This window comes from Pseudarthrobacter niigatensis, from assembly GCF_030812615.1.
In the GTDB taxonomy this organism is placed as follows: domain Bacteria; phylum Actinomycetota; class Actinomycetes; order Actinomycetales; family Micrococcaceae; genus Arthrobacter; species Arthrobacter niigatensis.
Genome location: NZ_JAUSTB010000020.1, coordinates 1 through 22,812 on the forward strand (window position 1 = coordinate 1; position 22,812 = coordinate 22,812).

Below are 22,812 nucleotides of genomic sequence, written 5' to 3' on the forward strand. Positions count from 1 at the left end.
ATATTTGTTGGTTTTAATATCAAAAATCTATACAACGCGGGGGCGGGGGGGGGGGGCTGCGTCAAACCACCCGCGGGGGGGGCCCGGCGGCGCCCCCCCCCCCCCCCCGACCCATTTCAAGCTGCAACTGTCCAGGGGGACCCTTTGAAACGCAGCCACAGGACTCCAGATAACGGTGAGCGGGGTGCCGTTGCAGTCGAATTCGCGCTCGTCGCCCCGATTCTAATTGCACTGATTATCGCCATTGTCGAGTTCTCGAACGCATACAACATCCAGGTGTCTGTCACGCAGGCATCTCGCGAGGCGGCACGAACCATGGCGATCACCCACGATGCCGCGAAGGCAACTGCGGCCGGAAAGACAGGCGCACCCTCCATAAACACCGCCCTGCTGAGTTTCGATTATTCGGCAGCTATGTGCCCGGCGGTGACTCCAACGCCAACTGCGTCCGTAACCGTTACGTACTCCGGTACTTCCCTCACAGGCTTTTTCGGGTCCTCATTGGTTCTTCAAGGCAAAGGAGCCATGCAATGCGGTGGCTAACCAGAATCCAGGATGATCCAGGATCCCGTGAAAGCGGTGTGGCCGGCGTCATGGTGGCCGTCATGATGCTGGTCCTCATCGGTGCCGGCGCCATGGCTGTTGACGTCGGACAGATCTACGCGGAGCGCGCACAACTGCAGAACGGCGCGGACGCCGGTGCACTTGCCGTGGCCAAGAGCTGCTCTCCGGGACCGTGTGTGGCCACACTCGCTGGCCCTCTTGCGAACGCAAACTCCAACGACGGTGCCAGCGACGCGGCAGTGGACCTGAGTGTCGCCGGGCAGGTCACGGTGACGACATCCACACGGAACGGCTCCAACAGTTTCTTGGCAAAAATGTTTGCAAGCGCGCTGAACTCAGGACCGGTCACAGTAGGTGCTACCTCAACGGCTGCCTGGGGGTCGCCAGGGTCGGGCCCTGCTACGTTGCCTATCACGTTCGCTCCATGCCAGTTCGATGTCGATGGATCGGTTCACACGATCCTGACTCACGGCAGTGAAACCTGTACGAGTGACAGCCCTTCGGGTGCGGTAATACCTGGCGGATTTGAATGGTTAATGCCGGACCCGGGCAAGTGCCAAGCCACCGTATATCCGGACGACCCAACAACGGCTGGCGTTACGGACCCATATGCCAAGACGAATACCGGATTGAGCATCCCATCGGACTGTAAACCACTCATTCCCACCTATTTGAACAAGGTGGTTCTGTTTCCGGTCTTCACGCCTGCCAGTGGCACTGGCGCGGGTGGCAAGTACTACATCAAGGGCTATGCCGCGTTCCTTCTCCTCGGATACAGCTTCCCCGGAGCTGAGGGCGGCGATTTGACAGGCCTTGGTGGTAGCAATCGCGGCGTCCGAGGCAAGTTCGTCGAATGGGTAGCCGACCCGACGCTTTACGGTGGCGGCGGCTATGACGGTGGCGGGGTCGATCTGCCGCCACATCTGGTCAAGTAAAAATCTAAGGGGAAAGTAATGAAAGCACGCCTACTGGGAGGCATCGCCGCGCTGGTTGTTGCAGTCATTGGCACGGTCCTTCTTTTCAACTACGTCCAAGGCGCGGACCGACGCGCATTGGCGAACACGGAAACAGAAGACGTATTAGTTGTAAAACAGAACATCCCTGCCGGAACGCCGGCTAGTCAACTCGCCCAATACGTGACTACCAAAGCCGTGCCACGTACTGCCGTCGCAGCCGATGGGGTCCACGATCTGGGCTCGTTGGGATCAACGGTCACGTCAGTAGCATTGGTGCCCGGCGAGCAGCTCCTCAGCAGCCGCCTTGTGGATGCAAATGCCTACCTCGGGCCCTCCCGAGTGGCAGTTCCTGCCGGGCTCCAGGAGATCACTCTTCGCTTGGGGATTGAGCGGGTGGTCGGCGGCAAGATCCAAGCCGGCGACACAGTAGGCGTCTTTATCTCCATGGCCGACTCCGCGGGCGGTGGAAACGGAACCCAACTGACGTTCCACAAGGTTCTGGTCACGGCTGTTCAGTTTAGCTCAGGGGCCGCGGCGCAGACGCAGGCGCAATCAACTCAAGGTAGCTCTTCGAGTGCCCTCAACGCCGCCAGCGAGAACAAGCCGGCAACCAGCGACTCTTACCTGATTACATTTGCCAGAGACGCCGTTGATACCGAAAAGCTGGTCTACGCCGCTGAGTTTGGAAAGGTCTACCTCTCGAAAGAGCCGGCCGACGCCACCGAAGGCACCCAAGGTGTCGTCAACCAGACAAAGGTATTCAAATGAGCCGCTTCATTCTGATCTCGCCGTCCACCGACTACGAACGAAAAGTCCGGGCGTCTGTAGCACCCCTCAGTGGCTCATTGCAGTTCTTTCAAGCCGCCTATCTCCCCGAATCCCCTGACGATATCCTTCGGCAACAAGCGGGCGAACCTCCTGAGGTACTGATTCTCGGACCTGGCCTTCCGCAGGACGAAGCTCTCAAGTTCGCAGCGGTAATGGACCTCCAGTACCCGGAAATTAGCATCGTTCTGGCCGCGGAAGACGACGGCGAGCTTGCTTTGAACGCCATGCGTTCCGGTATTCGCGACCTCATCCCGCCGGCAGCAGATATGGACCAGGTCCGGGCATTGGTGGAACGGGCCAGCCTTGCCGCCGCCGGACGTCGGCGTGGTTTGGCTCCTAACACTGCTGAGCGTCCAGCCGCTGAAGGGGGGCGGGTCATCGCTGTCATGTCTCCCAAAGGCGGCGTCGGCAAGACGACGGTGGCAAGCAACCTTGCGATCGGCTTGGGACAGGTCTCACCAATGAGCGTGGTGGTCGTCGATCTGGATCTCCAGTTTGGCGACATTGCAAGCGGGCTGATGCTTGAACCTGAATTCACGATCACAGAGGCTGTTGTTGGCGCCGCTAGCCAGGACGCAATGGTGCTCAAGACATATTTGTCGCTGCACCCCAGCAACATTTACGTCCTCTGTGCGCCCCGCAATCCCATCGATATGGACCGTATAACCGGGGAAAATATCAGCCACCTGCTGCGCCAGCTGCGAGCCGAGTTCCAATATGTGGTGGTCGACACCGCACCCGGTCTGGGCGAGCACGTGCTCGCCACGCTTGAGCAAGCCACGGACGCCGTCTGGGTGTGCGGCATGGATGTGCCCAGCATTCGTGGATTGCGAACCGGCTTCCAGATCTTGTCCGAGCTCGACCTGCTACCCGATAACCGGCACGTTGTCCTCAACATGGCTGATCGGCATACAGGTCTTACGGTCCAGGACGTGGAGGCCACCATCGGCGCTCCCGTTGATGTAGTTCTTCCCAAATCCCGTGCGGTGCCGTTCTCAACAAACAAGGGAGTCCCCCTGCTTCAGGACGGGAGCCGGGACGGAGCAGCCAAGGGGCTGCGGAAGTTGGTCGAGCGTTTCAAACCTAACTGGGAAGCGCCGCGGAAGAAGGTCCACAGAAGGGCGGTAGTGCAGTGAGTCTCTCTAACCGTTTTGCGAAGATGCGTGGCGAGTCCGATCCCGTTGCACCCGCAATCTCCCCACATGCCGCCTCGACTCTGGGCGCTATCCAGCAGGCCCAGGCAGCAGAGCAAGCCCAAATCCCCGTGACAGTTGAAGTTACCGGTGGGACTGCGAGTGAGGCACTCACAGGGCTCAAGGAACGTGCCAGCCAGGCACTCTACGAGAGGCTTGGCTCCCGAATTACAGACTCATCCCTTGAGGAGGCCGAACTCCATCAGTTCGTGAAGGACGAGCTGAAGGCCGTGGTTGATGAGGAACAGGTCCCTCTGTCACAGGGTGAGCGGCAACGACTGACACGGGAGATCATCGACGATGTCCTGGGACATGGGCCGCTGCAGCGGTACCTCGATGACCCGTCAGTCACAGAGATCATGGTCAACAGGGCAGACCAGATCTACGTGGAGCGCAACGGCCACCTGTTTCTCACTGACACTAAGTTCAGCAACGAGGAGGCGCTGCGTAGAGTAATCGAACGGATCGTCACCCGGATAGGTCGACGGATCGACGAATCCTCCCCCCTCGTGGATGCGCGCCTGGCTGATGGATCGCGCGTAAACGCCATCATCCCTCCGTTGGCCGTCAACGGTGCCTCTCTGACAATCCGAAAGTTCGGGCGGGAGGCGCTGACGGTACAAAAACTGATCAGCTTTGGAAGCCTGTCTCCCGAAATGGCCGAACTGCTCCAGGCTTGTGTCCTGGCCCGAATGAACATCATCGTTTCCGGCGGTACGGGCACGGGAAAAACGACGATGCTGAATGTCCTTTCGTCATTCATCCCTGCCACAGACCGCATTGTCACCATTGAGGATGCCGTCGAACTGCAGCTCCAACAAGACCACGTGGTCAGGTTGGAGAGCCGGCCAGCGAATATTGAGGGCAAAGGTGAAGTCTCCATACGTGACCTGGTTCGCAACTCCCTCCGGATGAGGCCTGACCGCATCGTTGTCGGCGAGGTCCGTGGGGGCGAATCGCTAGATATGCTCCAGGCGATGAACACCGGTCACGACGGCTCGATATCAACGGTCCACGCAAACTCACCTCGTGACGCCGTGGCCCGACTGGAGACCCTCGTCCTTATGGCAGGGATGGACCTCCCACTCAGGGCAATCCGCGAGCAAATTGCATCCGCGGTCAACCTGATTGTCCATATCTCCCGGCTCCGCGACGGAACCCGGAGGGTGACACACATAACTGAAGTCCAGGGGATGGAGGGCGACATCGTCACGCTTCAGGACGCTTTCGTCTTCGACTACTCCGCCGGCATTGACGCGAACGGAAGGTTCCTTGGGAAGCCCGTTCCGACGGGGGTTCGTCCGCGGTTTACGGACAGGTTCGAAGAACTGGGAATCAGGATTTCTCCCTCCGTATTCGGAGCCCAAGGGCCGAGGAGCCGGTAGATGGAAACTCCAGAAGCCCCGATCATGATCCTGGTGGCGGGGGTGTTAATGATCTTCACATCGATCATCGTCACTTTCGTAGTCGTTCTGAAACCCGGAAATACAATCCCGCTCTCACGCCGCCGCCCTGATGTGCCCGCAAGCGCTTCCAGGCTTACCGTGCTGACCGACACCGCCGTTGGCGCCATCAACAAGCGACTTAAGGGAAAGAACAACTTCCTGATTACTCGCGAGAAGCTGGAACGGGCCGGGCTGAAGGCCCAGCCCGCGGACTTTCTGCTCATGATGGGCGCAGGAGCGCTGGCAGGTAGCGTATTCGGTTTCCTCCTTGGGGGACTCTTCTTCGCGATCGTTCTGCTTGCAGTTGTTCCCGCCGGGATGCTCGCCTATCTTTCGGTCCTTATCGCCAGGCGCAAGAGTAAGTTCGACGAGCAACTGCCCGACACCCTGCAAATGCTTACGGGAAGCATGCGAGCCGGTCATTCCCTCTTGCGGGCTATCGACGCGTCAGCACGTGAAAGTGACGCGCCAATGTCGGAAGAACTGAGCAGGATCGTCAATGAAACCAGGATCGGCCGCGACTTGGGGGAATCAATGACAGAAGTGTCTATCCGCACGGGAAGCGAAGACTTCAGCTGGATCTCCCAGGCCATCGAGATCCACCGGGAGGTGGGCGGAGATTTGGCGGAAGTACTTGATCATGTCGGCGAAACTATCCGCGACCGCAACCAGATTCGCCGTCAGGTGAAGGCGCTAAGTGCCGAAGGAAAGATGTCAGCTGCTGTTCTCATGGGACTGCCGGTGGTTTTGTTCTTCGCACTGATCTTGATCAACGGTCAATATGCGAAAACGTTCACGACTACAGTTCCTGGGTTCCTGATGCTAGGCGCTGCGGCCGTAATGCTCACTGCCGGCGGCTTTTGGCTTAGCCGGCTGATTAAGCCGAAGTACTAGGAGCGCGACATGTCACCCACTGCTCTCGGAGCCATATTCGCCATCATTCTGCCCATAACCTATCTTGTGTGGTCAGTTACAGCCACAGATAGAGTTGCCCTTCGCAACATTCAGGCGAACCTAGGACAACGAGCCAGGAACGCTGCTCCGCAAAGCTTGACCCTCGAATTCAGCGCCGCTGCTCGCAAGGTCACGCCAGTTCGCTATGTCGCTTGGCTGGACAAGCAGCTCGCTGCCCTGGGACGACCCAAGGAGTGGCCCCTTGAGCGACTATTGGTGGTGAAACCGCTGCTCGCTCTCGGTGCCGGACTTATGGCGCTGTTTTATTTTCTCGCTTCGCCAGAGCCAGCACGTTTCGCGATTCTCATTGCCGCTCTTGCATTTGGCTATTTTGCACCGGACCTCTTAATCCGCAGTAATGCTGAGAAGCGGCGGGACAAAATCCGACAGGAACTGCCGAACACTCTGGACCAGATGTTGATCTCTGTCCAAGCGGGTCTCGGATTTGAAGCCGCTATGGCCCGCACAGCGCAAAACGGAGGCGGCCCCTTAGCTGATGAGATGATGCGAACTCTGCAAGACATGCAGGTCGGCCGCTCCCGCAAGGAAGCCTATCTGGCCATGTCCGACCGTGTTGACGTTCCCGACCTACGCTCATTCATCCGGGCCATTGTTCAAGCGGATGCATACGGAATCGCGATCGCCAAGGTACTGAAAGTCCAAGCCCACGAAATGCGGATGAAGCGCCGCCAGCGTGCCGAGGAACACGCCATGAAGATTCCGGTGAAGATTCTCTTCCCGCTGATCTTCTTTATCTTCCCGACCCTCTTCATCATCTTGCTGGGGCCGGCAGTCATGAACATCATCGCTGCGTTCTCCTAGGAGGAACCATGACGCAACTAGTACAGGCCTTGTGGCTGATCCGAAGTTTTACGCAACGCCTAAGGGCTGAGGAAGACGGCGCAACCGCCACGGAATATGGAATCACGGTCGGTTTTATTGCCATTGTGATCGTGGCCGGAGTGGGCCTGTTCGGGCTATCGCTCAACGGTTTCTTCGACCACCTCACCACCGGGCTCAAGGCCGCGCTCGGCCTCCCCTAGGGGACGCCCGCCCATCGCACTTTGCGGCGCTCCAAGAACCGGACCCCCTCGGCACCCAGAACCGAGGGGGTCCTTTTGCGTGCCAAGGTCCGGTAGCCCACCGCTGACGCAGGAAAAACCCACCAAAAGCGCAGGAAAAAGGCCCTGCGTAAAGGCTTTGCGCAGGATGTTGCAAGATCGGGTCAACACCGGATCAAGCGTTGCTAACTTCGATCCAGTGCTGGTGCAGGCCAGCCAATCCGTCTCGCACAGGAGTCTCAGATGCTTTCTCTCTACACCAACATCATGATCCGTCTTCGCAGCGAAAAGGGCGCAACCGCCGTTGAATACGGCATCATGGTCGCCCTCATCGCAGTCGTCATCATCGTCGCGGTCAGCACGCTCGGCGGCCAGCTCGGCACCCTCTTCAGCGGTGTTACCAAGGACATTGCGCACCCCACCTCCACCGCCATCCCCTCCCCGTAGCACCCCCCGCCAACCGTTCCGGACCCCATATTGGAACGGCGGCACTCTGCCCGGCGGAAACAAGCAAAATAAGAGGAGGTGCAGCAGGTGAAACGTGATTCGGAGCGCGGCGCGGCCGCCGTCGAATTCGCGATCCTGCTGCCCCTCCTCTTGATGCTTGTGCTGGGAACTATCGAATTCGGCCGGGCGTACAACGCCCAGATCACCCTGACCAACGCAGCCCGCGACGGGGTGCGGGTCATGGCGATCAACAACGATCCCACCGCCGCCAAGAAAGCAGCGCAAAACGCGGCCGCATCCGTCAGCAGCACCATTCCCGTCTCAGACATCACGCTCAGCAGCACCACCTGCAGCACGGGGAACCAGATAACGCTGACCATCAAGTACACGCTCTCAACCATCACCGGCATCGCCGGCCCGTTCCCGATGACAGGCAAAGGGGTAATGCTGTGCGGCGGCTGAGTAGGAACAACCGCGCCACTGAGCACGGCGAGCGCGGCGCCATCAGCGTCATCGTTGCCATCCTCCTGGTGACCCTCCTCGGCTTCGTGGCCATCGCAGTCGACGTCGGGGTGATCTATTCCGAGCGTGCGCAGCTGCAGAACGGTGCGGACGCTTCCGCAATCGCCGTCGCACAAAAGTGCGCGCGCAATGCAGCAGACCCGCTGTGTTCGACGACGTCCACGCTCGCCGGCAGCCTGGCGAACCAAAACGCGCTGGACGGCATGAGCAACGTCAACAACATCCAGTTAGACACAACGGCCAGGACTGTTTCGGTCACCACCACATCCAGGGAAAAGGGAGCTCCGGACAATTCGGTCTCCCTCTTCTTTGCCGGAGTGCTGGGCATCCCATCCAAAGAGGTTGGTGCGAAGGCGTCGGCTGTTTGGGGCAGCCCCAAAGCCGGACGCACTGCTTTCCCGCTTGCCTTTTCCATCTGCCAGGTCAAGGGCTATGTCGACGGCGGCCTGCAGCTTCTCCAGGACCATGGCCAGAATGCCAATGCCTCGTGCAATTACGGGCCCTCAGGAGCGGCGGTGTCCGGCGGCTACGGATGGCTTGTCCAGGATGCCGGAAAATGCGGCGGCACCATCGACCTGGCAGTGAGCGAGGGCGGCAGCGACCCGGGCAACAACGCGCCTGGCAACTGCGATGCCACGCTTAACGGCTGGGGTGCAGACATCGCAGCCGGCAAGAAGGTCATCGTGCTGCTTCCCGTCTTCAACAAAATCACCGGCACTGGATCGGGAGCGATCTACAGCCTGGTCTCCTTTGCAGCCTTCGACGTCACCGGCTGGAAGTTCAGCGGCGGCACAGGCCTGCCCTATGAATTCCAAAGCACCAAGTCCACAGCTACAGGGGTTACCACGGCTACCCAATGTACCGGAAACTGCCGCGGCATCATCGGCAAGTTCGTCACCTACGTTTCCCTCGCGGACGGCTACACCCTGGGCCCCGTCAGCCCTTACGGTGCAACCATCGTCCGCCCGACCCTCTAGCGCTATCCCATCAGGAGAAAAAGTGAAATCTCGCATGCTCGCTGGCGCGGCCGCCGTAGCCCTGGCGCTTGTGGGAGCCCTTCTCATCATCGTTTACGCGAACGGCGCCGACGCACGGGCGATGGCCACCACGAACCCCAAGAAAGTGCTGGTCGTCCAAAAGGCCATCCCCGCCGGAACCCCGGTGAATGACATGACGGCTTCGCTCGTCATCGAGGACGTGCCCGCAGCCGGTGTAGCCGCCACTGCGCTCACCTCGCTGGATGGCAAGGGCGGGACCGTGGCCGCCGTCGATCTGGTCCCCGGCGAACAGCTCCTCGCCGAACGCCTCATCGCCCCTCAAGACGCCAAGAGCAGCAGTGCCGCCAAAGTGCCCGACGGCTTGCAGGAAGTGACCTTCGAGCTGGAACCCAAGATGGTTGTCGGTGGCCGGCTTGAAGCCGGGGACCATGTGGCCATCGGATTCAGCTTTGCGGGCGGCGCGGACAAGAACAAGCCCGGTGAGCCCACCACGCAGCTCTCCCTGCGTAAAGTCCTTGTCACCGCCGTCCAGCGCGCCGCGCAACCAACTGCCAAGCCCACCGACGGCACAAACCCGCAGGACACCACCCTTCCCCAAGGCTCTTTCATGGTGACCGTGGCGGTGAGTGACGTGGATGCAAGCAAGATCATCTACACGAACCTCAACGGCAGCCTTTGGCTCACCAAGGAACCCCTCGACGCGCAGGACAACGGCGGCTTCATCGCCAGGAAGGACAACGTGTACAAATGAGCCGCTTCGTCCTCCTCTCCCCCAACGGCGACTTCGACCAGAAGCTGCGCGCCGCCGTCGCCAACGGCCTGCGCGGCACCGTCCAGACCATCGCCAGCGACATCCTCCCCGCAGGTCCCGCGGAGCTGTTTGGCCTCCTCAACCAGGAACAGCCCGAGGTCCTCATCATCGGCCCGGACGTCCCGTATGAAGAGGCGCTGCGGTTCGCCAAGGTATTCGACGTCCAGTTGCCTGGCCTCAGCCTGGTCCTGGTCAGCGACGTGGACCCCGACTACGTCCTCTACGCCATGCGCGCCGGCATCCGCGACATCCTGAGCCCGCAGGCCGACGCCGCGGAAATCAGGGTGCTGCTGGAGCGCGCCTGCCAGTCCTTCGCCACGCGCCACCGCGGCCCGGAGGCGCAGCAGACGGAGAGCGGCAGCGGCCTGGTCATCGGCGTCTTCTCCCCCAAGGGCGGCGTCGGCAAGACCACGCTGGCCACCAACATTGCCATCGGCCTTGGCCAGATCGCGCCCATGAGCGTGGTCATCGTGGACCTTGACCTGCAGTTCGGGGACGTCGCCTCCGGCCTTTACCTCAATCCGCAGCACACCGTCACTGACGCCGTCTCCCCTGCCGCCGCGCAGGACTCCCTGGTCCTGAAGGCCTTCCTCACGGTCCACCCGGCCGGCATCTACGCCCTGTGCGCCCCGCCCAACCCCGTGGACGCGGACCACATCACCCCTGAACAAATCGGCCACCTTCTGGAACAGCTGGCCCAGGAATTCCAGTACGTGGTCATCGACACCGCGCCCGGGATGCCCGAAATCGGCCTCGCCGCGATGGAACAGTGCACCGACGTGGTCTGGGTCAGCGCCATGGACATCCCCAGCCTCCGCGGCCTCCGCTCCGGCCTTGAGGTCCTGCGCCAACTGGACATCATGCCCGAATCCCGCCACGTGGTGCTGAACATGGCCGACGCGAAATCCGGCCTGAACGTCCGGGATGTCGAATCCACCATCGGCGCGCCCGTGGACGTCAGCGTTCCCCGCTCCCGCGCCGTGGCCCTGTCCACCAACCGCGGCATCCCCGTCCTCCAGGAATCCAAGAAGGACTCCGCCGTCAAGAGCCTCCGCCAGCTGGTGGAGCGCTTCAACCCGGCATGGCGCACGCAGGCCCAGCGGAAACTTCACCGAAGGGTGGTCATCTGATGAAACTCTCCGAGCGCATCAACGCGGTCCAGTCGCGCAACCAGGCGTCGGGCACCGCGCTGCTGGAGCCGCCCCGCCCGGCCCCCGCGCCTTCGCCTTCCCCCTCGGAAAGCACGGAGCGGCACCAGCCGGCGCACGCCGCCGTCGTGCATTCAACGCACGACGCCGGCACCTCCTTGGTGCCCACGGCACCCCGGGTGGATGTCTTTGCAGCCATGAAGGACAGGGCGGCCACCGCACTGTTCGAACGGATGGGGACGCGCTTCAACGACGCAGCCGTAAGTGAACGGGAACTGCGGAGCACCGCTAAGGAGGAACTCACCCGCATCGTCGACGCCGAGCAGGTGCCGCTGACCCCGGAGGAACGCACCCGCCTGGTCCAGGACGTTGCCGACGACGTGCTGGGTTACGGCCCCCTGCAGCGCCTCCTGGACGATCCCGCCGTTACCGAAATCATGGTCAACCGCATGGACCAGATCTATGTGGAACGCAAAGGCAAGCTGACGCTCACCGAGTCGCGCTTCAGCTCCGAGGAGCACCTGCGCAAGGTCATCGAACGGATCGTGTCCAAGGTAGGCCGCCGCATCGATGAGTCCTCCCCGCTGGTGGATGCCCGCCTGGAGGACGGTTCCCGTGTAAACGCGGTCATTCCGCCGCTGGCCGTCGGCGGCTCGTCGCTGACCATCCGAAAGTTCAGCAAAACCCCGCTGACCGTCCGCAACCTCATCGACTTCGGCACGCTCACGCCGGAAATGGCCGAGCTGCTGAACGCCTGCGTCAAGGCCAAGCTGAACATCATCGTCTCCGGCGGTACCGGCACGGGCAAGACCACGCTGCTGAACGTCCTGTCCTCCTTCCTGCCGCATGACGAACGCATCGTCACCATCGAGGACGCCGTGGAACTGCAGATCCAGCAGGAACATGTGGTCCGGCTGGAAAGCCGGCCGCCGAACACCGAGGGCAAGGGCGAAGTCACCATCCGCGAGCTCCTCCGCAACTCCCTCCGTATGCGCCCGGACCGGATCGTGGTGGGCGAGGTCCGCGGCGGTGAATCGCTGGACATGCTCCAGGCCATGAACACCGGCCACGACGGCTCCCTCTCCACCGTGCACTCCAACTCGCCCCGCGATGCCGTGGCCCGCCTGGAAACCCTGGTGCTCATGGCGGGGATGGACCTGCCGCTGCGCGCCATCCGCGAACAGATCGCCTCCGCCGTGAACCTCATAATCCAGATCTCCCGGCTCCGCGACGGCTCCCGCCGGATCACCCACGTCACGGAGGTCCAGGGCATGGAAGGGGACATCGTCACCCTCCAGGACGCCTTCATCTTCGACTACTCGGCAGGCGTTGACGCGCAGGGCCGGTTCCTGGGCCGGCCCGTAGCCACCGGCATCCGTCCCCGCTTCATCGACCGGTTCGAGGACCTGGGCATCCACGTGTCACCCGCGGTGTTTGCGACGCCGCTTGGTCCAGGCGTGAAATAGGGACGGGCCCATGATCATCGCCATCGGAAGCGTTATCCTCCTCGCAGCCATCTGCCTGCTGGGCGTGGCCGTGCTCCTGCCAAGCGCACCCTCGGTGCCGCTGGACCGCCGTCGCCCGTTTGAACCCGAGCCGCCATCCTCGCTGACCCGCGTGGCCTTGTCCGCAGTCAGGTCCTTCGAACGCCTCCTCGCCGGCCGGAAGGTCAAGCTCTTTGCCCGGGCCGAACTGGAGAACGCAGGCCTGCGGCTCAGCCAGGCCGAGTTCTTCCTCCTGGTGGGGATCGGCGCCTGCGTCGGCATGCTGGTGGGCCTGGTCACTGTTGGCCCCGTCATGGGACTGCTCCTGGCCCTGCTGGCACCCTTCGTGGGCAAACTGGTCCTCGGATTCCTGGCCGGCAAGCGCCGCACCGCCTTCGACAGCCAGCTGGGTGACACCCTGCAGCTGCTCTCCGGCGGCCTGCGCGCAGGGCACAGCATCCTGCGCGCCATCGACGCCGCGGCGACCGAATCGCAGAAGCCCACCTCCGAGGAAATGCGGCGGGTGATCACCGAGACCAGCCTTGGCCGCGACCTGCTCGCCGCCCTCAACGACACCGCCGACCGGATGAAAAACGAGGACTTCGTGTGGATCTCGCAGGCCATCCAGATCAACCGCGAGGTGGGCGGCAATTTGGCTGAGGTGCTGGACCAGGTCAACGAAACCATCCGCGAGCGCGCAGAGATCAAGGGCCACATCAAGGCCTTGGCCGCGGAAGGCAAGTTCTCCGCCTACATCCTGATCGCGATGCCGTTCGGCATTGTGGCCATGCTGCTGGCCGTGAGCCCCAACTACATGAACGCGATGTTCACCCATCCGCTGGGCTGGGTGATGATCGGTGCCTCCTTTGTCCTGATGACCATCGGTGCGCTGTGGATGCGCAAGATTATCGACCTGAAGTTCTGAGGACCCCATGAACCTCATCGTCCTGCTGTCCGTCCTGCTGGTCTGCATCCCCCTGGGTGCCATGGCCTGGTCCGTCCTCACCGTGGACAAGCAGGGCCGCGTCGCGGTTACCGACCTCCTCTCCCGTGGCGCCCCGCCCGCCGCAGTTGCACCTGCATCCACGCCGAGCCTGCTGGAAGGCATCGGCCGGCGCCTCACGCCCCCGGCCTACGTGGCTTTCCTGGACCGGCTGCTGTCCCTCGCCGGCCGCCCCGCCTCAATGCCGCTGGGAAAGGTGCTGGGGTCCAAGCTCGCCCTCGGCCTGGCGGGCGTGGCGGTGGGCGGCTGGCTCGCGGGCATCGGAAGCAGCCCGTTGATGAAGCTCGCCGGCATCTTTGTCCTGGTCCTTGGCTACTTCATCCCGGACCTCCTCCTCTACAGCAAGGGCCAGGAGCGGCAGAAGGCCATGCAGCTTGAACTGGCCAACACGCTGGACCAGATGCTGATCTCCGTGGAGGCAGGGCTCGGCTTCGAAGGCGCGATGGCACGCGCCGGCGAGAACGGCAAGGGCCCGCTGGCCGAGGAACTGGTCCGCACCCTCCAGGACATGCAGGTGGGACGCAGCCGCCGTGAGTCCTACATCGCCCTGGCGGAACGGACCAGCATCCCTGAGCTGCGCAGCTTCGTGCAGGCAGTGGTCCAGGCCGACACGTACGGCATCGCCATCAGCCGGGTCCTGCGTGTCCAGGCGAAGGTAATGCGCGTCAAGCGGCGCCAGCGGGCCGAGGAAAAAGCCATGAAGCTGCCGGTCATGATCCTTTTCCCGCTGTTGTTCTTCATCTTTCCGGTCCTCTTCATCGCCATCCTGGGACCGGCCGTGATCAATACGGTGATGACGTTCAGCGGACAATAATCGATACGCAGGGCGACGGCAAGGTTGCCTCAAGGTTTACACAGAATGATAAGAAATTGGACGCCGAAGGATTTCCAGGAAGTAGCCTTGAACAATGCAGAGTCAGGATCCCGGTTCCAGCGGAAAGAGCCCCGCTGTGGGCTCCCCGCTGGCCGGGGTCCCGTTGCCTGCCGCTCCCGGGCCGGCGGCACGCACGGCCCTCTCACTCGAAGCGGCTGCGCTCTTGCCGTTGATTGACGCATCCGTGCTGGCCGAACTCGAGGACGAACTGGCCGGTTCAGGACTGGCCCAGCGTTTCGCCCGCGACTACGCCGCCATGTGGGACCTGCGCCTGGCGCGGCTGGGAACAGCCGTGGACACCCAGGACGAGGCCGCCGCCCTGGATGCCGTCATCAGCCTGAAGATCAGCTCTGCCATGGTGGGCGGTGTCCGGCTGGCCAGGCTCGCCGAAGTCCTCGAAGGCCTCATCCGGAAGGGCGACTTTCTCCAGGGACAGGCCATGATGGCGGGGGTGGCCCAGGATGGAGCCCGGACGGTGTCCGAGCTCCAGTCGACCTACATCCTGGAAAACGGCTGACGCTCAGGCGTCATCGGGCCTGCGCGGTGCGAGCCGGTAGCCCACCCCGCGGACGGTCTGCAGCCAGCGCGGAGACAGCTGGTCCTCCTTGAGCTTGCGCCGCAGGTTTCCCACATGCACCTCCACGGCCCGCTCATCCGCCTCGCTGATGTACGTGTCGTGGTCATAGAAGTCGCCCCGTACGGCGCGCACCAGGTCAGCCCTGGTGCACACGGCACCGCCGCCCTTGAGCAGGACGTGCAGCAGGTCGAATTCACTGCGGGTCAGTCCCAGCGGCTCACCCTTGACCTCCACCGTGCGTGTCCGGTGGTTCAGGAGGAGGCCGTTGTGCTGCAGCACCGCCGGGTCGGCGTGTACGGCAGGGGCCGCGGCCTGTCCCCAGTGCGACGGGGACGGCTGCTCCCCCGCGACCTCGTGCCGGGGCCTGCGCATCATTGCCGCCACCCTGGCCCGGAGTTCCCGCGGCCTGAAGGGTTTGGCAATGTAGTCGTCCGCGCCGGCATTCAGAGCCGACAGGAGGTCCGGTTCTTCCGTCCGTCCCGTCAGCATCACCACGTACGCGTTACTGAAATTCCGGATTCGCCGCAAAACCTCGAAGCCGTCAATATCCGGCAGGCCAATATCGAGCGTAACAACGTTGGCCTGCTTGCTGCGGACCACCTCAACCCCGGCCCGCCCATCAACAGCTGTATGCACTTCGAAGCCCGCTTGTGTCAGTACGCCTTCCAGGAGGTTCCGTACATCCGCGTCATCTTCGATTACTACAGCTACACCAAGATCGTCCATTGCTATCCCTGCGCCAGGCGGAGATGGCCCCCCATTGGCCCAGCGCCAATGCCATTCCCGCTCCAACCATTTATACGCTACTAGTAAGCCCTGCTGATCACAGCTGAATTCGCCCCGAAAATTGAAAAGTCAATTATTATGACAAGACATGTGCAGTATGGAGCGGAAAGGGTAAGAAGCGGGGTAGGGAAAGCAATAGAAAGACCCCGCGGGGCCTGCCATCCAGTTGTGAAGGGGTACGAGTCAGAAACATGGCTGAGCCATTGTTCCACCGCGGGCCCGGCCGCATCTTCCGGCGGCTGGGACCACGCGCCCAAGTGGTGCTGTGCCAGCTTCCCCTGACCGTGGTGGTGGCCGTTATCGCACTGATCACGCCCTCCGCGTGGCCATCCTTGTTGGGAAGTCCCTGGTACGGGGCCGGCGTGGCCCTGCACGGACTCCTGTTCCTGGCGTGCTTCCTGGTTCCCTGGGAACGCCTGCCGCACAGGCCGTACCTGCTGGTCCCCGTCCTGGACTTCCTGGCGATTGGCCTTATGCGCAACGGTGCGGCACCGCTCTTGCCGGGGCTGGCCGTCCTGGCGGTCTTCCCGGTCATCTGGCTCTCCGCATCCGGCATGCTGGCCCGCACCAGCCTGGTGCTCAGCTTCCTGGGGCCGTTCTTCATCATGGCTCCCACAGCGATTGGCCATCTTCCCGCCGTCACGGCATCAGACCTCACCACGGTGGTGCTCTTCCCCGTGATGATGCTCGCCGTTTCCCTGGCGATCCGCTTCGCGAGCGTGAACCTGCGCCTGCAGCAGCGCGAGCTGGCAGAGAAGGACCGTGAGCTCCGGGACCTGCTGGCGGCAAGCCGGGAACGGGAGAAGCTGCTTGAAACCGTCCTGGACGCCACCGACGTCGGAATTGCCGCCGTCGACCGTTCCGGCCACTTCCTGGTGTCCAACAGCCGCCAGCGCAACTTCCGCCGCGCCACGGGCGCTGACGACGCCATCCCGGGCCAGGGGCACCAGCTCATCTTCGGCCAGGACCGGCGGACGCTGCTTCCGCCTGACCGCCGGCCCATCAGCCGTGCCATGGCGGGGGAATCCTTCGCCGACTACCTGGTGTGGGCTGGTGAAGGCCCGGATCAGCGCGCGGTATCCACGGCGGCGCGTCCATTGGTCAGCGAGGACGGCAGGCTCACCGGAGCCGTTGTGGTCTACACCGACGTCACGGGCTGGGTGGAATCCCTGGCCGCCAACCAGGACCTTATCTCCAACGTCTCGCACGAGTTCAAGAACCCCTTGAACTCCATCATTGGCAACGTGGACCTGGTCCTGGAAGAGGCGGACAGCCTGCCACCGCACCTGGCCCAGCGGCTCCTGGTGGTCCAGCGGAATGCTGAGCGGCTCCTGGAGCTGGTGGCCGACCTCACCGCCACCACCGCCCTGAACGTCCACCCCAAGCGGACAGACCTCGCCAGCCTGGTGGAGACCAGCCTCAGCTCAGCCCTGGCCTCGGCGCAGCGGTCCCATGTGGAGATCGCAGCCGACGTCCCCTCACCGTTGTGGGCCTACGCGGACCCGCTGAGGATCGGGCAGGTGCTGGACAACCTGGTCTCGAACGCCATCAAGTACTCACCGGACGGCGGACGGATCAGCATCAGCGCGACGACGGATCCGGAGTGGGTGCGGCTGAGCGTCAGCGACACCGGGATGGGCATCTCCGACGACGACGCCGCCAAAGTCTTCAACCGCTTCTTCAGGACCGAATCGGCGCAAAAGGCGGCCATCCCGGGTGCAGGCCTGGGCCTCTCCATCACCCGGATGATCGTGGAGCGCCACGGCGGCAGCATCATGTGCGAGAGCGGGGAAGGCCAGGGCAGCACGTTCACGGTGACGCTCCCCGCAGAGGGTCCGCCGCCGTCGTTCTAGCAACGCGACAAAGGATCAGTGCTCGCGGACCGCCCTGGTCTGTTCGGCGCGGGCCAGCATTTCGCTGTCCGAGGGGTAGGCCACTTCTTCCAGCACCAGCGGATGGGGAGCCGCGAGGACCGACTTGGCGTCCCGCTTCTGCAGCAGCAGACGCTCGTGCAGCCAGCCCGGTTCTTCAATGCCTTCCCCCACGTACAGTGCCGAGCCGATGAGGGCCCGCACCATGTTGTGGCAGAACGCGTCCGCCTGGACGGTGGCCACAATGACGCCGTCCTCGCCGCGCCGGAACTCAAAGCGCTGCAGTTCCCTGATGGTGGTGGCTCCTTCGCGGGGCTTGCAGAAAGACAGGAAATTCTGCAGGCCCAGCAGCTGTGATGCACCCTGGTTCAACAGGTCCACGTCCAGCGGGTTCTTGTGCCACAGCGTGAAGTACCGCTCCAGCGGGTCCCACAGGGCGGGCCCGTCGGCGATCCGGTAGCTGTAGCGCCGCCAGAGCGCGGAAAAGCGAGCATCAAAGCCAGCGGGGGCCGGCGAGATATTGTGGACCTCCACCGCCCCGTGCAGATCACCCAGGGACCGGTTCAGGGCACCGCGGAGGCGGCGCAGCATGGCGACGGCGGGATCAAGTTCGTGCCCGCGCGGCAGCCCCAGCCACTCGGCTTCGGTGAGGTCCAGGTGGACCACCTGGCCCCGGGCGTGCACGCCGGCGTCGGTCCGCCCGGCAACTGTGACCCGCACCCGGCGCCGGACCAGCAACTCGATGGCTTCCTCCAGGACGCCCTGGACAGTGCGCAGGCCGGGCTGCAGCGCCCACCCGCTGAACGGGCCGCCGTCGTACGAAAGGTCAAGCCGGATACGCAAAAACCCGCCGCCCCCTGGAACGGGGGCCGCGGGTTTTTGGTGGTTCACAGACCTAAGTCTATGCGAAGAGAATCAGCGAATTACTTCGCGTCCTTCTCTTCAGCTGCGGGAGCCTCGGCAGCTTCCTCAGCGGCGGGTGCCTCTTCGGTTGCAGCTTCTTCGGCAGGAGCCTCAGCAGCTTCGGTCTCGACGACCTCGGCCTCGGGAGCTTCTTCTGCAGCGGGGGCAGCAGCAGCTTCCTTCCTGTCGGCGTCGCGCTTTGCAGCGGAAGTAGCCTCAGCAACTACGGCCTGCTTCGCGGAAACCGGCTCGAGGACCAGTTCGATGACAGCCATGGGAGCGTTGTCGCCCTTGCGGTTGCCGATCTTGGTGATGCGGGTGTAGCCGCCGTCGCGGTTCTCGACAGCCTGGGCGATGTCGGTGAACAGCTCGTGGACGACGCCCTTGTTGCTGATCAGGCCGAGCACGCGGCGGCGGGAAGCGAGGTCGCCACGCTTGGCGAAGGTCACCAGGCGCTCTGCGTACGGCTTCAGGCGCTTGGCCTTGGTCACCGTGGTGGTGATCCGCTTGTGCTCGAACAGGGATGAGGCCAGGTTCGCGAGCATGAGACGCTCGTGAGCCGGGCCGCCGCCGAGGCGCGGACCCTTAGTGGGGGTAGGCATAATTGTTTCTCCTCATGTGGAAGCCGTGGGCGGCACACCATGGTGCTGCCCGCCGGCCAAGGTCTGGTTTAGAGTTCGTCGTCGCCGAAAGCGGCGTCGTCCTCTTCGATTGCTGCGGCGCGTGCTGCGAGGTCAAAACCGGGAGGCGAGTCCTTGAGGGACAGGCCCAGTTCAACCAGCTTTGCCTTGACCTCGTCAATGGACTTGGCACCGAAGTTGCGGATGTCCATCAGGTCAGCCTCGGAGCGGGCAACGAGTTCACCCACGGTGTGGATGCCCTCACGCTTGAGGCAGTTGTAGGAACGGACGGTGAGGTCCAGATCCTCGATCGGCAGTGCCATGTCGGCTGCCAGGGCAGCGTCGGTGGGCGACGGGCCGATCTCGATACCTTCAGCTGCGGTGTTCAGCTCACGGGCCAGACCGAACAGTTCCACCAGGGTGGTGCCTGCGGAAGCAACGGCATCGCGCGGGGCGATGGCCTGCTTGGTCTCGACGTCGACAATCAGCTTGTCGAAGTCGGTGCGCTGCTCAACACGGGTTGCTTCCACGCGGAAAGTAACCTTCAGCACCGGCGAGTAGATGGAGTCAACCGGGATACGGCCGATCTCTGCGTCGCCGGACTTGTTCTGAGCTGCCGAAACGTAGCCGCGGCCGCGCTCGATGGTCAGTTCGAGTTCGAACTTGCCCTTCGAGTTCAGCGTGGCGATGTGCAGATCCGGGTTGTGGAATTCGACGCCGGCCGGCGGAGCGATGTCCGCGGCGGTGACGACTCCGGGGCCCTGCTTGCGCAGGTAAGCCACGACAGGCTCGTCGTGCTCGGAGGAAACCGAGAGGCTCTTGATGTTAAGGATGATCTCGGTGACATCTTCCTTGACACCCGGAACCGTGGTGAACTCGTGCAGCACACCATCGATCCGGATGCTGGTTACGGCAGCACCGGGGATGGAGGAGAGCAGGGTACGGCGGAGGGAGTTTCCGAGGGTGTAGCCGAAGCCCGGTTCCAGCGGTTCGATGATGAAACGCGAACGGTTTTCGGAGACGACCTCTTCGGAGAGGGTGGGGCGCTGTGCAATGAGCACTTAGGTTTCCTTTCGGCGAGCATCCGCTATATGACGCAACACAGGTGGTGGAAATTCGGTCTGAAGACTTAACGCGCTGGGCTTGCCCGGACCATCACTGGTCCGGGCAAGCTCCTGCTGCGGAAAAGAATTAGACGCGGCGGCGCTTCGGCGGGCGGCAGCCGTTGTGCGCTGCGGGGGTGACGTCCTGGATGGAGCCAACCTCAAGGCCTGCGGCCTGCAGCGAACGGATGGCGGTTTCGCGTCCGGAACCCGGTCCCTTGACGAAAACGTCTACCTTGCGCATGCCGTGCTCCTGCGCACGCTTGGCAGCGGCTTCGGCAGCCATCTGGGCAGCGAACGGGGTGGACTTGCGCGAGCCCTTGAAGCCAACCTCACCGGAGGAAGCCCAGGAAATAACAGCGCCGCTCGGATCCGTGATGGAAACGATGGTGTTGTTAAAGGTGCTCTTGATGTGCGCCTGGCCAAGCGCGATATTCTTCTTGTCCTTCTTACGCGGCTTGCGAACCGCGCCACGAGTCTTCGGGGGCATTTTTTCTCCTACAGAAAGTTATTGGGGAAAGTCCGTAAATCCCGGGCGGGATTTTTAACGGGCCTTCTTCTTGCCGGCGACGGTACGCTTCGGGCCCTTGCGGGTACGTGCGTTGGTCTTCGTACGCTGACCGCGTACGGGCAGGCCCTTGCGGTGGCGCAGGCCTTCGTAGCTGCCGATCTCAACCTTGCGGCGGATATCTGCTGCTACTTCGCGGCGAAGGTCACCCTCAACCTTGTAGTTGCCTTCAATGTAGTCACGCAGCTCAACCAGCTGGGCATCAGTCAGGTCCTTGACGCGGACGTCAGCGCTGATGCCAGTGGCAGCCAGGGTTTCGTGTGCACGGGTCTTGCCCACGCCGTAGATGTAAGTAAGCGCAATTTCCAGCCGCTTTTCGCGGGGAATGTCTACGCCAGCGAGACGAGCCATAGTGGCAGTACTCCTTGATAAACCGGAGGTCGTAGGCAGTACACCCGCACGTTCCGTGCGGCCCCAGCCTCCGACCGGGGGTTAGCTGTCCGGACTCTTTCGAGCTCAATGTTCCAGATCAGCTTGTGCTGCCTTTATTTACTTGCGTGGGTTAGCAACCCAGGATTTCCTTCAGGGAAGGAAATTAGCCCTGGCGCTGCTTGTGGCGCGGGTTCTCGCAGATCACCATGACCCGGCCATTACGGCGGATCACTTTGCACTTTTCGCAGATCTGCTTGACGCTCGGCTTGACCTTCATGGCATTCCTTTGCGTGTAGCAGTTTGGTCAACTGGAGCAACGGTCAGCTTGCACTGCCGCAGCCCAGCAATTTACTTGTAGCGGTAGACGATACGACCACGGGTGAGGTCGTACGGGCTCAGCTCCACCACTACGCGGTCCTCAGGGAGGATTCGGATGTAGTGCTGACGCATCTTTCCAGAGATGTGTGCCAGAACGATGTGCTTGTTGGTGAGCTCAACGCGAAACATCGCGTTAGGCAGCGCCTCGGTCACAACGCCTTCGATCTCAATGACCCCGTCCTTCTTGGCCATACCCTCCGCTAACTGTTGTTGCCGCAGCCCCGCCGGATAGCACCGGGCATGACCACGAACGTTTTTGTTGGATCGATTGCCGTCTCCAGGCCCAAAAGGGCGTGGCAGTCCAGACAACCAACAAACAACACTACCCTGTTGGCCGGTAAAAGTTAAATCGGCCATAGTAGCCTACGCGGTGCGGTACGCACCATATTCACCGGCCGGGGTGGCCACGGGATCTGCTGCGGCCACGCCGTCAAGGATCGCCAAACGGACGACGTCGGCTGCCGCGCTCTGGAGCGTGACGAGGCTGACCTGCCGGGCAGCTTCGTCGGAGCGGTCGAGTGCGACGGCGCCGGTTGCCAGGCAAAAAACGGTGTCCCCGTCAGCCAGGGTATGGCTCGGATTCAAGGCCCGGGCAATCCCGGCATGGGAAGCAGCGGCCGTACGTTTACATTCGGCCCCATCAAGTACGGCATTGGTAGCCACGACGACAAGAGTGGTATTGAGCGGGGCACCGTGTGCGGGCTGCGCCGGCTGGGCGGTCGCGCCAAACGGGAGCCCAAGTGCGTTGACTATGGCCAGCGCGCCCACTACAACCCCGTTCTCCAGCGTGACGGACGCCGTGCCAACTCCCCCTTTGTACTGCCCCCTGCCGATAAGGGCCCCGGTTCCGGCACCGGTATTGCCGCGTCCGACGTCGTGCCCTTCCCCTTGTGCTGCTGCGGCGGCCGTTGCCGCGTAGCCCATCTCCGGCGTCGGCCGTGCGGAGAAGTTCCCGCCCCTGCCCAGGTCGAAGATGGCGGCGGCGGGGACAATGGGCACCACTCCCCCGGGGACGGCGAAGCCGCGGCCGTTTTCCTCGCACCAGCGCTGGGCACCGGTGGCAGAGGCCAGGCCATAGGCACTGCCGCCGGTGAGAACGACGGCGTCCACTGTGCGGACCAATGTAGTGGGATCGAGGGCGTCTGTTTCGTGGGTGGCCGGGCCGCCGCCCTGGACGTCAACCGAGCCCACCGTACCTGGGGGTGGCAGGACCACGGTGACGCCCGTCAGCCAGCCGTCGGTGTTCTTTTGGACGTGGCCCACGCGGATGCCCGGGACATCGGTAAGGGTTCCCATTCCCCTATTGTCCCCTCTGCTGGCGCGCCCCTGCCGCATCGGCAAACTTT

Annotated in this window: 27 protein-coding genes; 18 read left to right on the plus strand and 9 right to left on the minus strand. The window is 62.9% G+C overall.

Features of this window, described 5'->3' with window-relative positions; translation table 11 throughout:
* The first annotated feature begins 144 nt into the window (after positions 1-144).
* From J2T23_RS18910 to J2T23_RS18990, 17 genes are all read left to right on the plus strand, one after another.
* Positions 145-543 (plus strand): TadE/TadG family type IV pilus assembly protein, encoded by a 399-nt coding sequence (locus J2T23_RS18910; RefSeq protein WP_254703244.1) that lies wholly within the window; start codon positions 145-147, stop codon positions 541-543.
* Positions 531-1,499 carry a pilus assembly protein TadG-related protein gene (locus tag J2T23_RS18915; RefSeq protein ID WP_175316338.1) on the plus strand — a complete coding sequence of 323 codons (969 nt, stop codon included), beginning with the start codon at positions 531-533 and terminating at the stop codon, positions 1,497-1,499. Before J2T23_RS18910 ends, J2T23_RS18915 begins: the two co-directional genes overlap by 13 nt.
* A gap of 18 nt (positions 1,500-1,517) precedes the next feature.
* A complete protein-coding gene (gene cpaB / locus J2T23_RS18920; protein WP_175316337.1) occupies positions 1,518-2,288 on the plus strand; it encodes a Flp pilus assembly protein CpaB in 771 nt (256 codons plus the stop codon).
* Positions 2,285-3,484: a CpaE/TadZ family protein gene (locus J2T23_RS18925; protein WP_307362570.1), complete on the plus strand. Its 1,200-nt coding sequence runs from the start codon at positions 2,285-2,287 to the stop codon at positions 3,482-3,484. Before cpaB (J2T23_RS18920) ends, J2T23_RS18925 begins: the two co-directional genes overlap by 4 nt.
* On the plus strand, positions 3,481-4,926 hold the full coding sequence (locus tag J2T23_RS18930; protein WP_370871470.1) for a TadA family conjugal transfer-associated ATPase: 1,446 nt from the start codon (positions 3,481-3,483) through the stop codon (positions 4,924-4,926). Before J2T23_RS18925 ends, J2T23_RS18930 begins: the two co-directional genes overlap by 4 nt.
* Positions 4,927-5,880 (plus strand): type II secretion system F family protein, encoded by a 954-nt coding sequence (locus tag J2T23_RS18935; protein WP_175316335.1) that lies wholly within the window; start codon positions 4,927-4,929, stop codon positions 5,878-5,880.
* A 9-nt stretch (positions 5,881-5,889) separates the two neighbouring features.
* A complete protein-coding gene (locus J2T23_RS18940; RefSeq protein WP_307362575.1) occupies positions 5,890-6,762 on the plus strand; it encodes a type II secretion system F family protein in 873 nt (290 codons plus the stop codon).
* A gap of 8 nt (positions 6,763-6,770) precedes the next feature.
* On the plus strand, positions 6,771-6,983 hold the full coding sequence (locus tag J2T23_RS18945) for a Flp family type IVb pilin (protein ID WP_175316333.1): 213 nt from the start codon (positions 6,771-6,773) through the stop codon (positions 6,981-6,983).
* 261 nt (positions 6,984-7,244) lie between these two features.
* Positions 7,245-7,448 (plus strand): Flp family type IVb pilin, encoded by a 204-nt coding sequence (locus J2T23_RS18950; RefSeq protein WP_175316332.1) that lies wholly within the window; start codon positions 7,245-7,247, stop codon positions 7,446-7,448.
* Positions 7,449-7,535: 87 nt separating this feature from the next.
* Positions 7,536-7,910: a TadE/TadG family type IV pilus assembly protein gene (locus tag J2T23_RS18955; protein ID WP_175316331.1), complete on the plus strand. Its 375-nt coding sequence runs from the start codon at positions 7,536-7,538 to the stop codon at positions 7,908-7,910.
* Positions 7,898-8,947, plus strand: a complete 1,050-nt coding sequence (locus J2T23_RS18960; protein WP_307362580.1) for a pilus assembly protein TadG-related protein — start codon at positions 7,898-7,900, stop codon at positions 8,945-8,947. Before J2T23_RS18955 ends, J2T23_RS18960 begins: the two co-directional genes overlap by 13 nt.
* 22 nt (positions 8,948-8,969) lie before the next feature.
* Complete coding sequence (cpaB, locus tag J2T23_RS18965; protein ID WP_307362582.1) at positions 8,970-9,719, plus strand: Flp pilus assembly protein CpaB; 750 nt, start codon at positions 8,970-8,972, stop codon at positions 9,717-9,719.
* Positions 9,716-10,909: a CpaE/TadZ family protein gene (locus J2T23_RS18970; protein ID WP_307362585.1), complete on the plus strand. Its 1,194-nt coding sequence runs from the start codon at positions 9,716-9,718 to the stop codon at positions 10,907-10,909. The genes cpaB (J2T23_RS18965) and J2T23_RS18970 overlap by 4 nt, the downstream gene beginning before the upstream one ends.
* Positions 10,909-12,393 carry a TadA family conjugal transfer-associated ATPase gene (locus J2T23_RS18975; protein WP_307362587.1) on the plus strand — a complete coding sequence of 495 codons (1,485 nt, stop codon included), beginning with the start codon at positions 10,909-10,911 and terminating at the stop codon, positions 12,391-12,393. The genes J2T23_RS18970 and J2T23_RS18975 overlap by 1 nt, the downstream gene beginning before the upstream one ends.
* A 10-nt stretch (positions 12,394-12,403) precedes the next feature.
* Positions 12,404-13,336, plus strand: a complete 933-nt coding sequence (locus tag J2T23_RS18980) for a type II secretion system F family protein (RefSeq protein WP_141159787.1) — start codon at positions 12,404-12,406, stop codon at positions 13,334-13,336.
* 7 nt (positions 13,337-13,343) lie between these two features.
* Positions 13,344-14,228, plus strand: a complete 885-nt coding sequence (locus J2T23_RS18985; protein ID WP_307362590.1) for a type II secretion system F family protein — start codon at positions 13,344-13,346, stop codon at positions 14,226-14,228.
* Between the two features lie 94 nt (positions 14,229-14,322).
* The gene (locus J2T23_RS18990) at positions 14,323-14,805 is read left to right on the plus strand and encodes an Hpt domain-containing protein (protein WP_307362593.1); all 483 of its coding nucleotides are present in this window, start codon (positions 14,323-14,325) and stop codon (positions 14,803-14,805) included.
* Positions 14,806-14,808: 3 nt separating this feature from the next.
* Here J2T23_RS18990 and J2T23_RS18995 read toward each other — a convergent pair whose 3' ends face one another.
* The gene (locus J2T23_RS18995) at positions 14,809-15,591 is read right to left on the minus strand and encodes a response regulator transcription factor (protein WP_141182120.1); all 783 of its coding nucleotides are present in this window, start codon (positions 15,589-15,591) and stop codon (positions 14,809-14,811) included.
* Positions 15,592-15,842: 251 nt separating this feature from the next.
* Between J2T23_RS18995 and J2T23_RS19000 the strand changes: the two genes are divergently transcribed.
* On the plus strand, positions 15,843-17,504 hold the full coding sequence (locus J2T23_RS19000) for a sensor histidine kinase (RefSeq protein WP_307362597.1): 1,662 nt from the start codon (positions 15,843-15,845) through the stop codon (positions 17,502-17,504).
* Positions 17,505-17,519: 15 nt separating this feature from the next.
* Here the strand turns inward: J2T23_RS19000 and J2T23_RS19005 are convergent, their stop codons facing one another.
* The 8 genes from J2T23_RS19005 to J2T23_RS19040 all read right to left on the minus strand — a co-directional run bounded on the left by J2T23_RS19005 (position 17,520) and on the right by J2T23_RS19040 (position 22,762).
* On the minus strand, positions 17,520-18,413 hold the full coding sequence (locus J2T23_RS19005) for a tRNA pseudouridine synthase A (RefSeq protein ID WP_307362601.1): 894 nt from the start codon (positions 18,411-18,413) through the stop codon (positions 17,520-17,522).
* A 32-nt stretch (positions 18,414-18,445) separates the two neighbouring features.
* Positions 18,446-19,027 (minus strand): 50S ribosomal protein L17, encoded by a 582-nt coding sequence (gene rplQ / locus J2T23_RS19010; protein WP_307362604.1) that lies wholly within the window; start codon positions 19,025-19,027, stop codon positions 18,446-18,448.
* Between the two features lie 68 nt (positions 19,028-19,095).
* Positions 19,096-20,106, minus strand: coding sequence for a DNA-directed RNA polymerase subunit alpha (locus J2T23_RS19015; RefSeq protein ID WP_013601812.1), 1,011 nt, complete (start codon positions 20,104-20,106; stop codon positions 19,096-19,098).
* A 130-nt stretch (positions 20,107-20,236) separates the two neighbouring features.
* Positions 20,237-20,638, minus strand: a complete 402-nt coding sequence (gene rpsK / locus J2T23_RS19020) for a 30S ribosomal protein S11 (RefSeq protein WP_018760435.1) — start codon at positions 20,636-20,638, stop codon at positions 20,237-20,239.
* Positions 20,639-20,692: 54 nt separating this feature from the next.
* Entirely contained in the window at positions 20,693-21,067 is a 375-nt protein-coding gene (rpsM, locus tag J2T23_RS19025; protein WP_003803743.1) for a 30S ribosomal protein S13, read from the minus strand.
* 184 nt (positions 21,068-21,251) lie between these two features.
* Positions 21,252-21,365 carry a 50S ribosomal protein L36 gene (rpmJ, locus tag J2T23_RS19030; protein ID WP_009358722.1) on the minus strand — a complete coding sequence of 38 codons (114 nt, stop codon included), beginning with the start codon at positions 21,363-21,365 and terminating at the stop codon, positions 21,252-21,254.
* 71 nt (positions 21,366-21,436) lie between these two features.
* Positions 21,437-21,658 carry a translation initiation factor IF-1 gene (gene infA, locus J2T23_RS19035; protein ID WP_009358723.1) on the minus strand — a complete coding sequence of 74 codons (222 nt, stop codon included), beginning with the start codon at positions 21,656-21,658 and terminating at the stop codon, positions 21,437-21,439.
* A gap of 171 nt (positions 21,659-21,829) precedes the next feature.
* Positions 21,830-22,762 (minus strand): P1 family peptidase, encoded by a 933-nt coding sequence (locus tag J2T23_RS19040; RefSeq protein ID WP_307362609.1) that lies wholly within the window; start codon positions 22,760-22,762, stop codon positions 21,830-21,832.
* Between the last annotated feature and the right edge of the window lie 50 nt (positions 22,763-22,812).

Excerpts from the sequence above, each read along its gene's own strand:
- J2T23_RS18945 (WP_175316333.1), top strand. The coding sequence starts at position 6,771 with ATGACGCAACTAGTACAGGCCTTGTGGCTGATCCGAAGTTTTACGCAA.
- J2T23_RS19000 (WP_307362597.1), top strand. The coding sequence starts at position 15,843 with ATGGCTGAGCCATTGTTCCACCGCGGGCCCGGCCGCATCTTCCGGCGG.
- J2T23_RS18915 (WP_175316338.1), top strand. The coding sequence starts at position 531 with ATGCGGTGGCTAACCAGAATCCAGGATGATCCAGGATCCCGTGAAAGC.
- rpsM (WP_003803743.1), bottom strand. The coding sequence starts at position 21,067 with ATGGCTCGTCTCGCTGGCGTAGACATTCCCCGCGAAAAGCGGCTGGAA.
- J2T23_RS18985 (WP_307362590.1), top strand. The coding sequence starts at position 13,344 with ATGAACCTCATCGTCCTGCTGTCCGTCCTGCTGGTCTGCATCCCCCTG.
- cpaB (WP_175316337.1), top strand. The coding sequence starts at position 1,518 with ATGAAAGCACGCCTACTGGGAGGCATCGCCGCGCTGGTTGTTGCAGTC.
- rpmJ (WP_009358722.1), bottom strand. The coding sequence starts at position 21,365 with ATGAAGGTCAAGCCGAGCGTCAAGCAGATCTGCGAAAAGTGCAAAGTG.
- J2T23_RS18980 (WP_141159787.1), top strand. The coding sequence starts at position 12,404 with ATGATCATCGCCATCGGAAGCGTTATCCTCCTCGCAGCCATCTGCCTG.
- rpsK (WP_018760435.1), bottom strand. The coding sequence starts at position 20,638 with ATGCCCCCGAAGACTCGTGGCGCGGTTCGCAAGCCGCGTAAGAAGGAC.
- J2T23_RS18925 (WP_307362570.1), top strand. The coding sequence starts at position 2,285 with ATGAGCCGCTTCATTCTGATCTCGCCGTCCACCGACTACGAACGAAAA.
- J2T23_RS18940 (WP_307362575.1), top strand. The coding sequence starts at position 5,890 with ATGTCACCCACTGCTCTCGGAGCCATATTCGCCATCATTCTGCCCATA.
- J2T23_RS18990 (WP_307362593.1), top strand. The coding sequence starts at position 14,323 with ATGCAGAGTCAGGATCCCGGTTCCAGCGGAAAGAGCCCCGCTGTGGGC.
- J2T23_RS18970 (WP_307362585.1), top strand. The coding sequence starts at position 9,716 with ATGAGCCGCTTCGTCCTCCTCTCCCCCAACGGCGACTTCGACCAGAAG.
- J2T23_RS18995 (WP_141182120.1), bottom strand. The coding sequence starts at position 15,591 with ATGGACGATCTTGGTGTAGCTGTAGTAATCGAAGATGACGCGGATGTA.
- J2T23_RS18975 (WP_307362587.1), top strand. The coding sequence starts at position 10,909 with ATGAAACTCTCCGAGCGCATCAACGCGGTCCAGTCGCGCAACCAGGCG.
- J2T23_RS18935 (WP_175316335.1), top strand. The coding sequence starts at position 4,927 with ATGGAAACTCCAGAAGCCCCGATCATGATCCTGGTGGCGGGGGTGTTA.
- J2T23_RS18950 (WP_175316332.1), top strand. The coding sequence starts at position 7,245 with ATGCTTTCTCTCTACACCAACATCATGATCCGTCTTCGCAGCGAAAAG.
- rplQ (WP_307362604.1), bottom strand. The coding sequence starts at position 19,027 with ATGCCTACCCCCACTAAGGGTCCGCGCCTCGGCGGCGGCCCGGCTCAC.
- infA (WP_009358723.1), bottom strand. The coding sequence starts at position 21,658 with ATGGCCAAGAAGGACGGGGTCATTGAGATCGAAGGCGTTGTGACCGAG.
- J2T23_RS19040 (WP_307362609.1), bottom strand. The coding sequence starts at position 22,762 with ATGGGAACCCTTACCGATGTCCCGGGCATCCGCGTGGGCCACGTCCAA.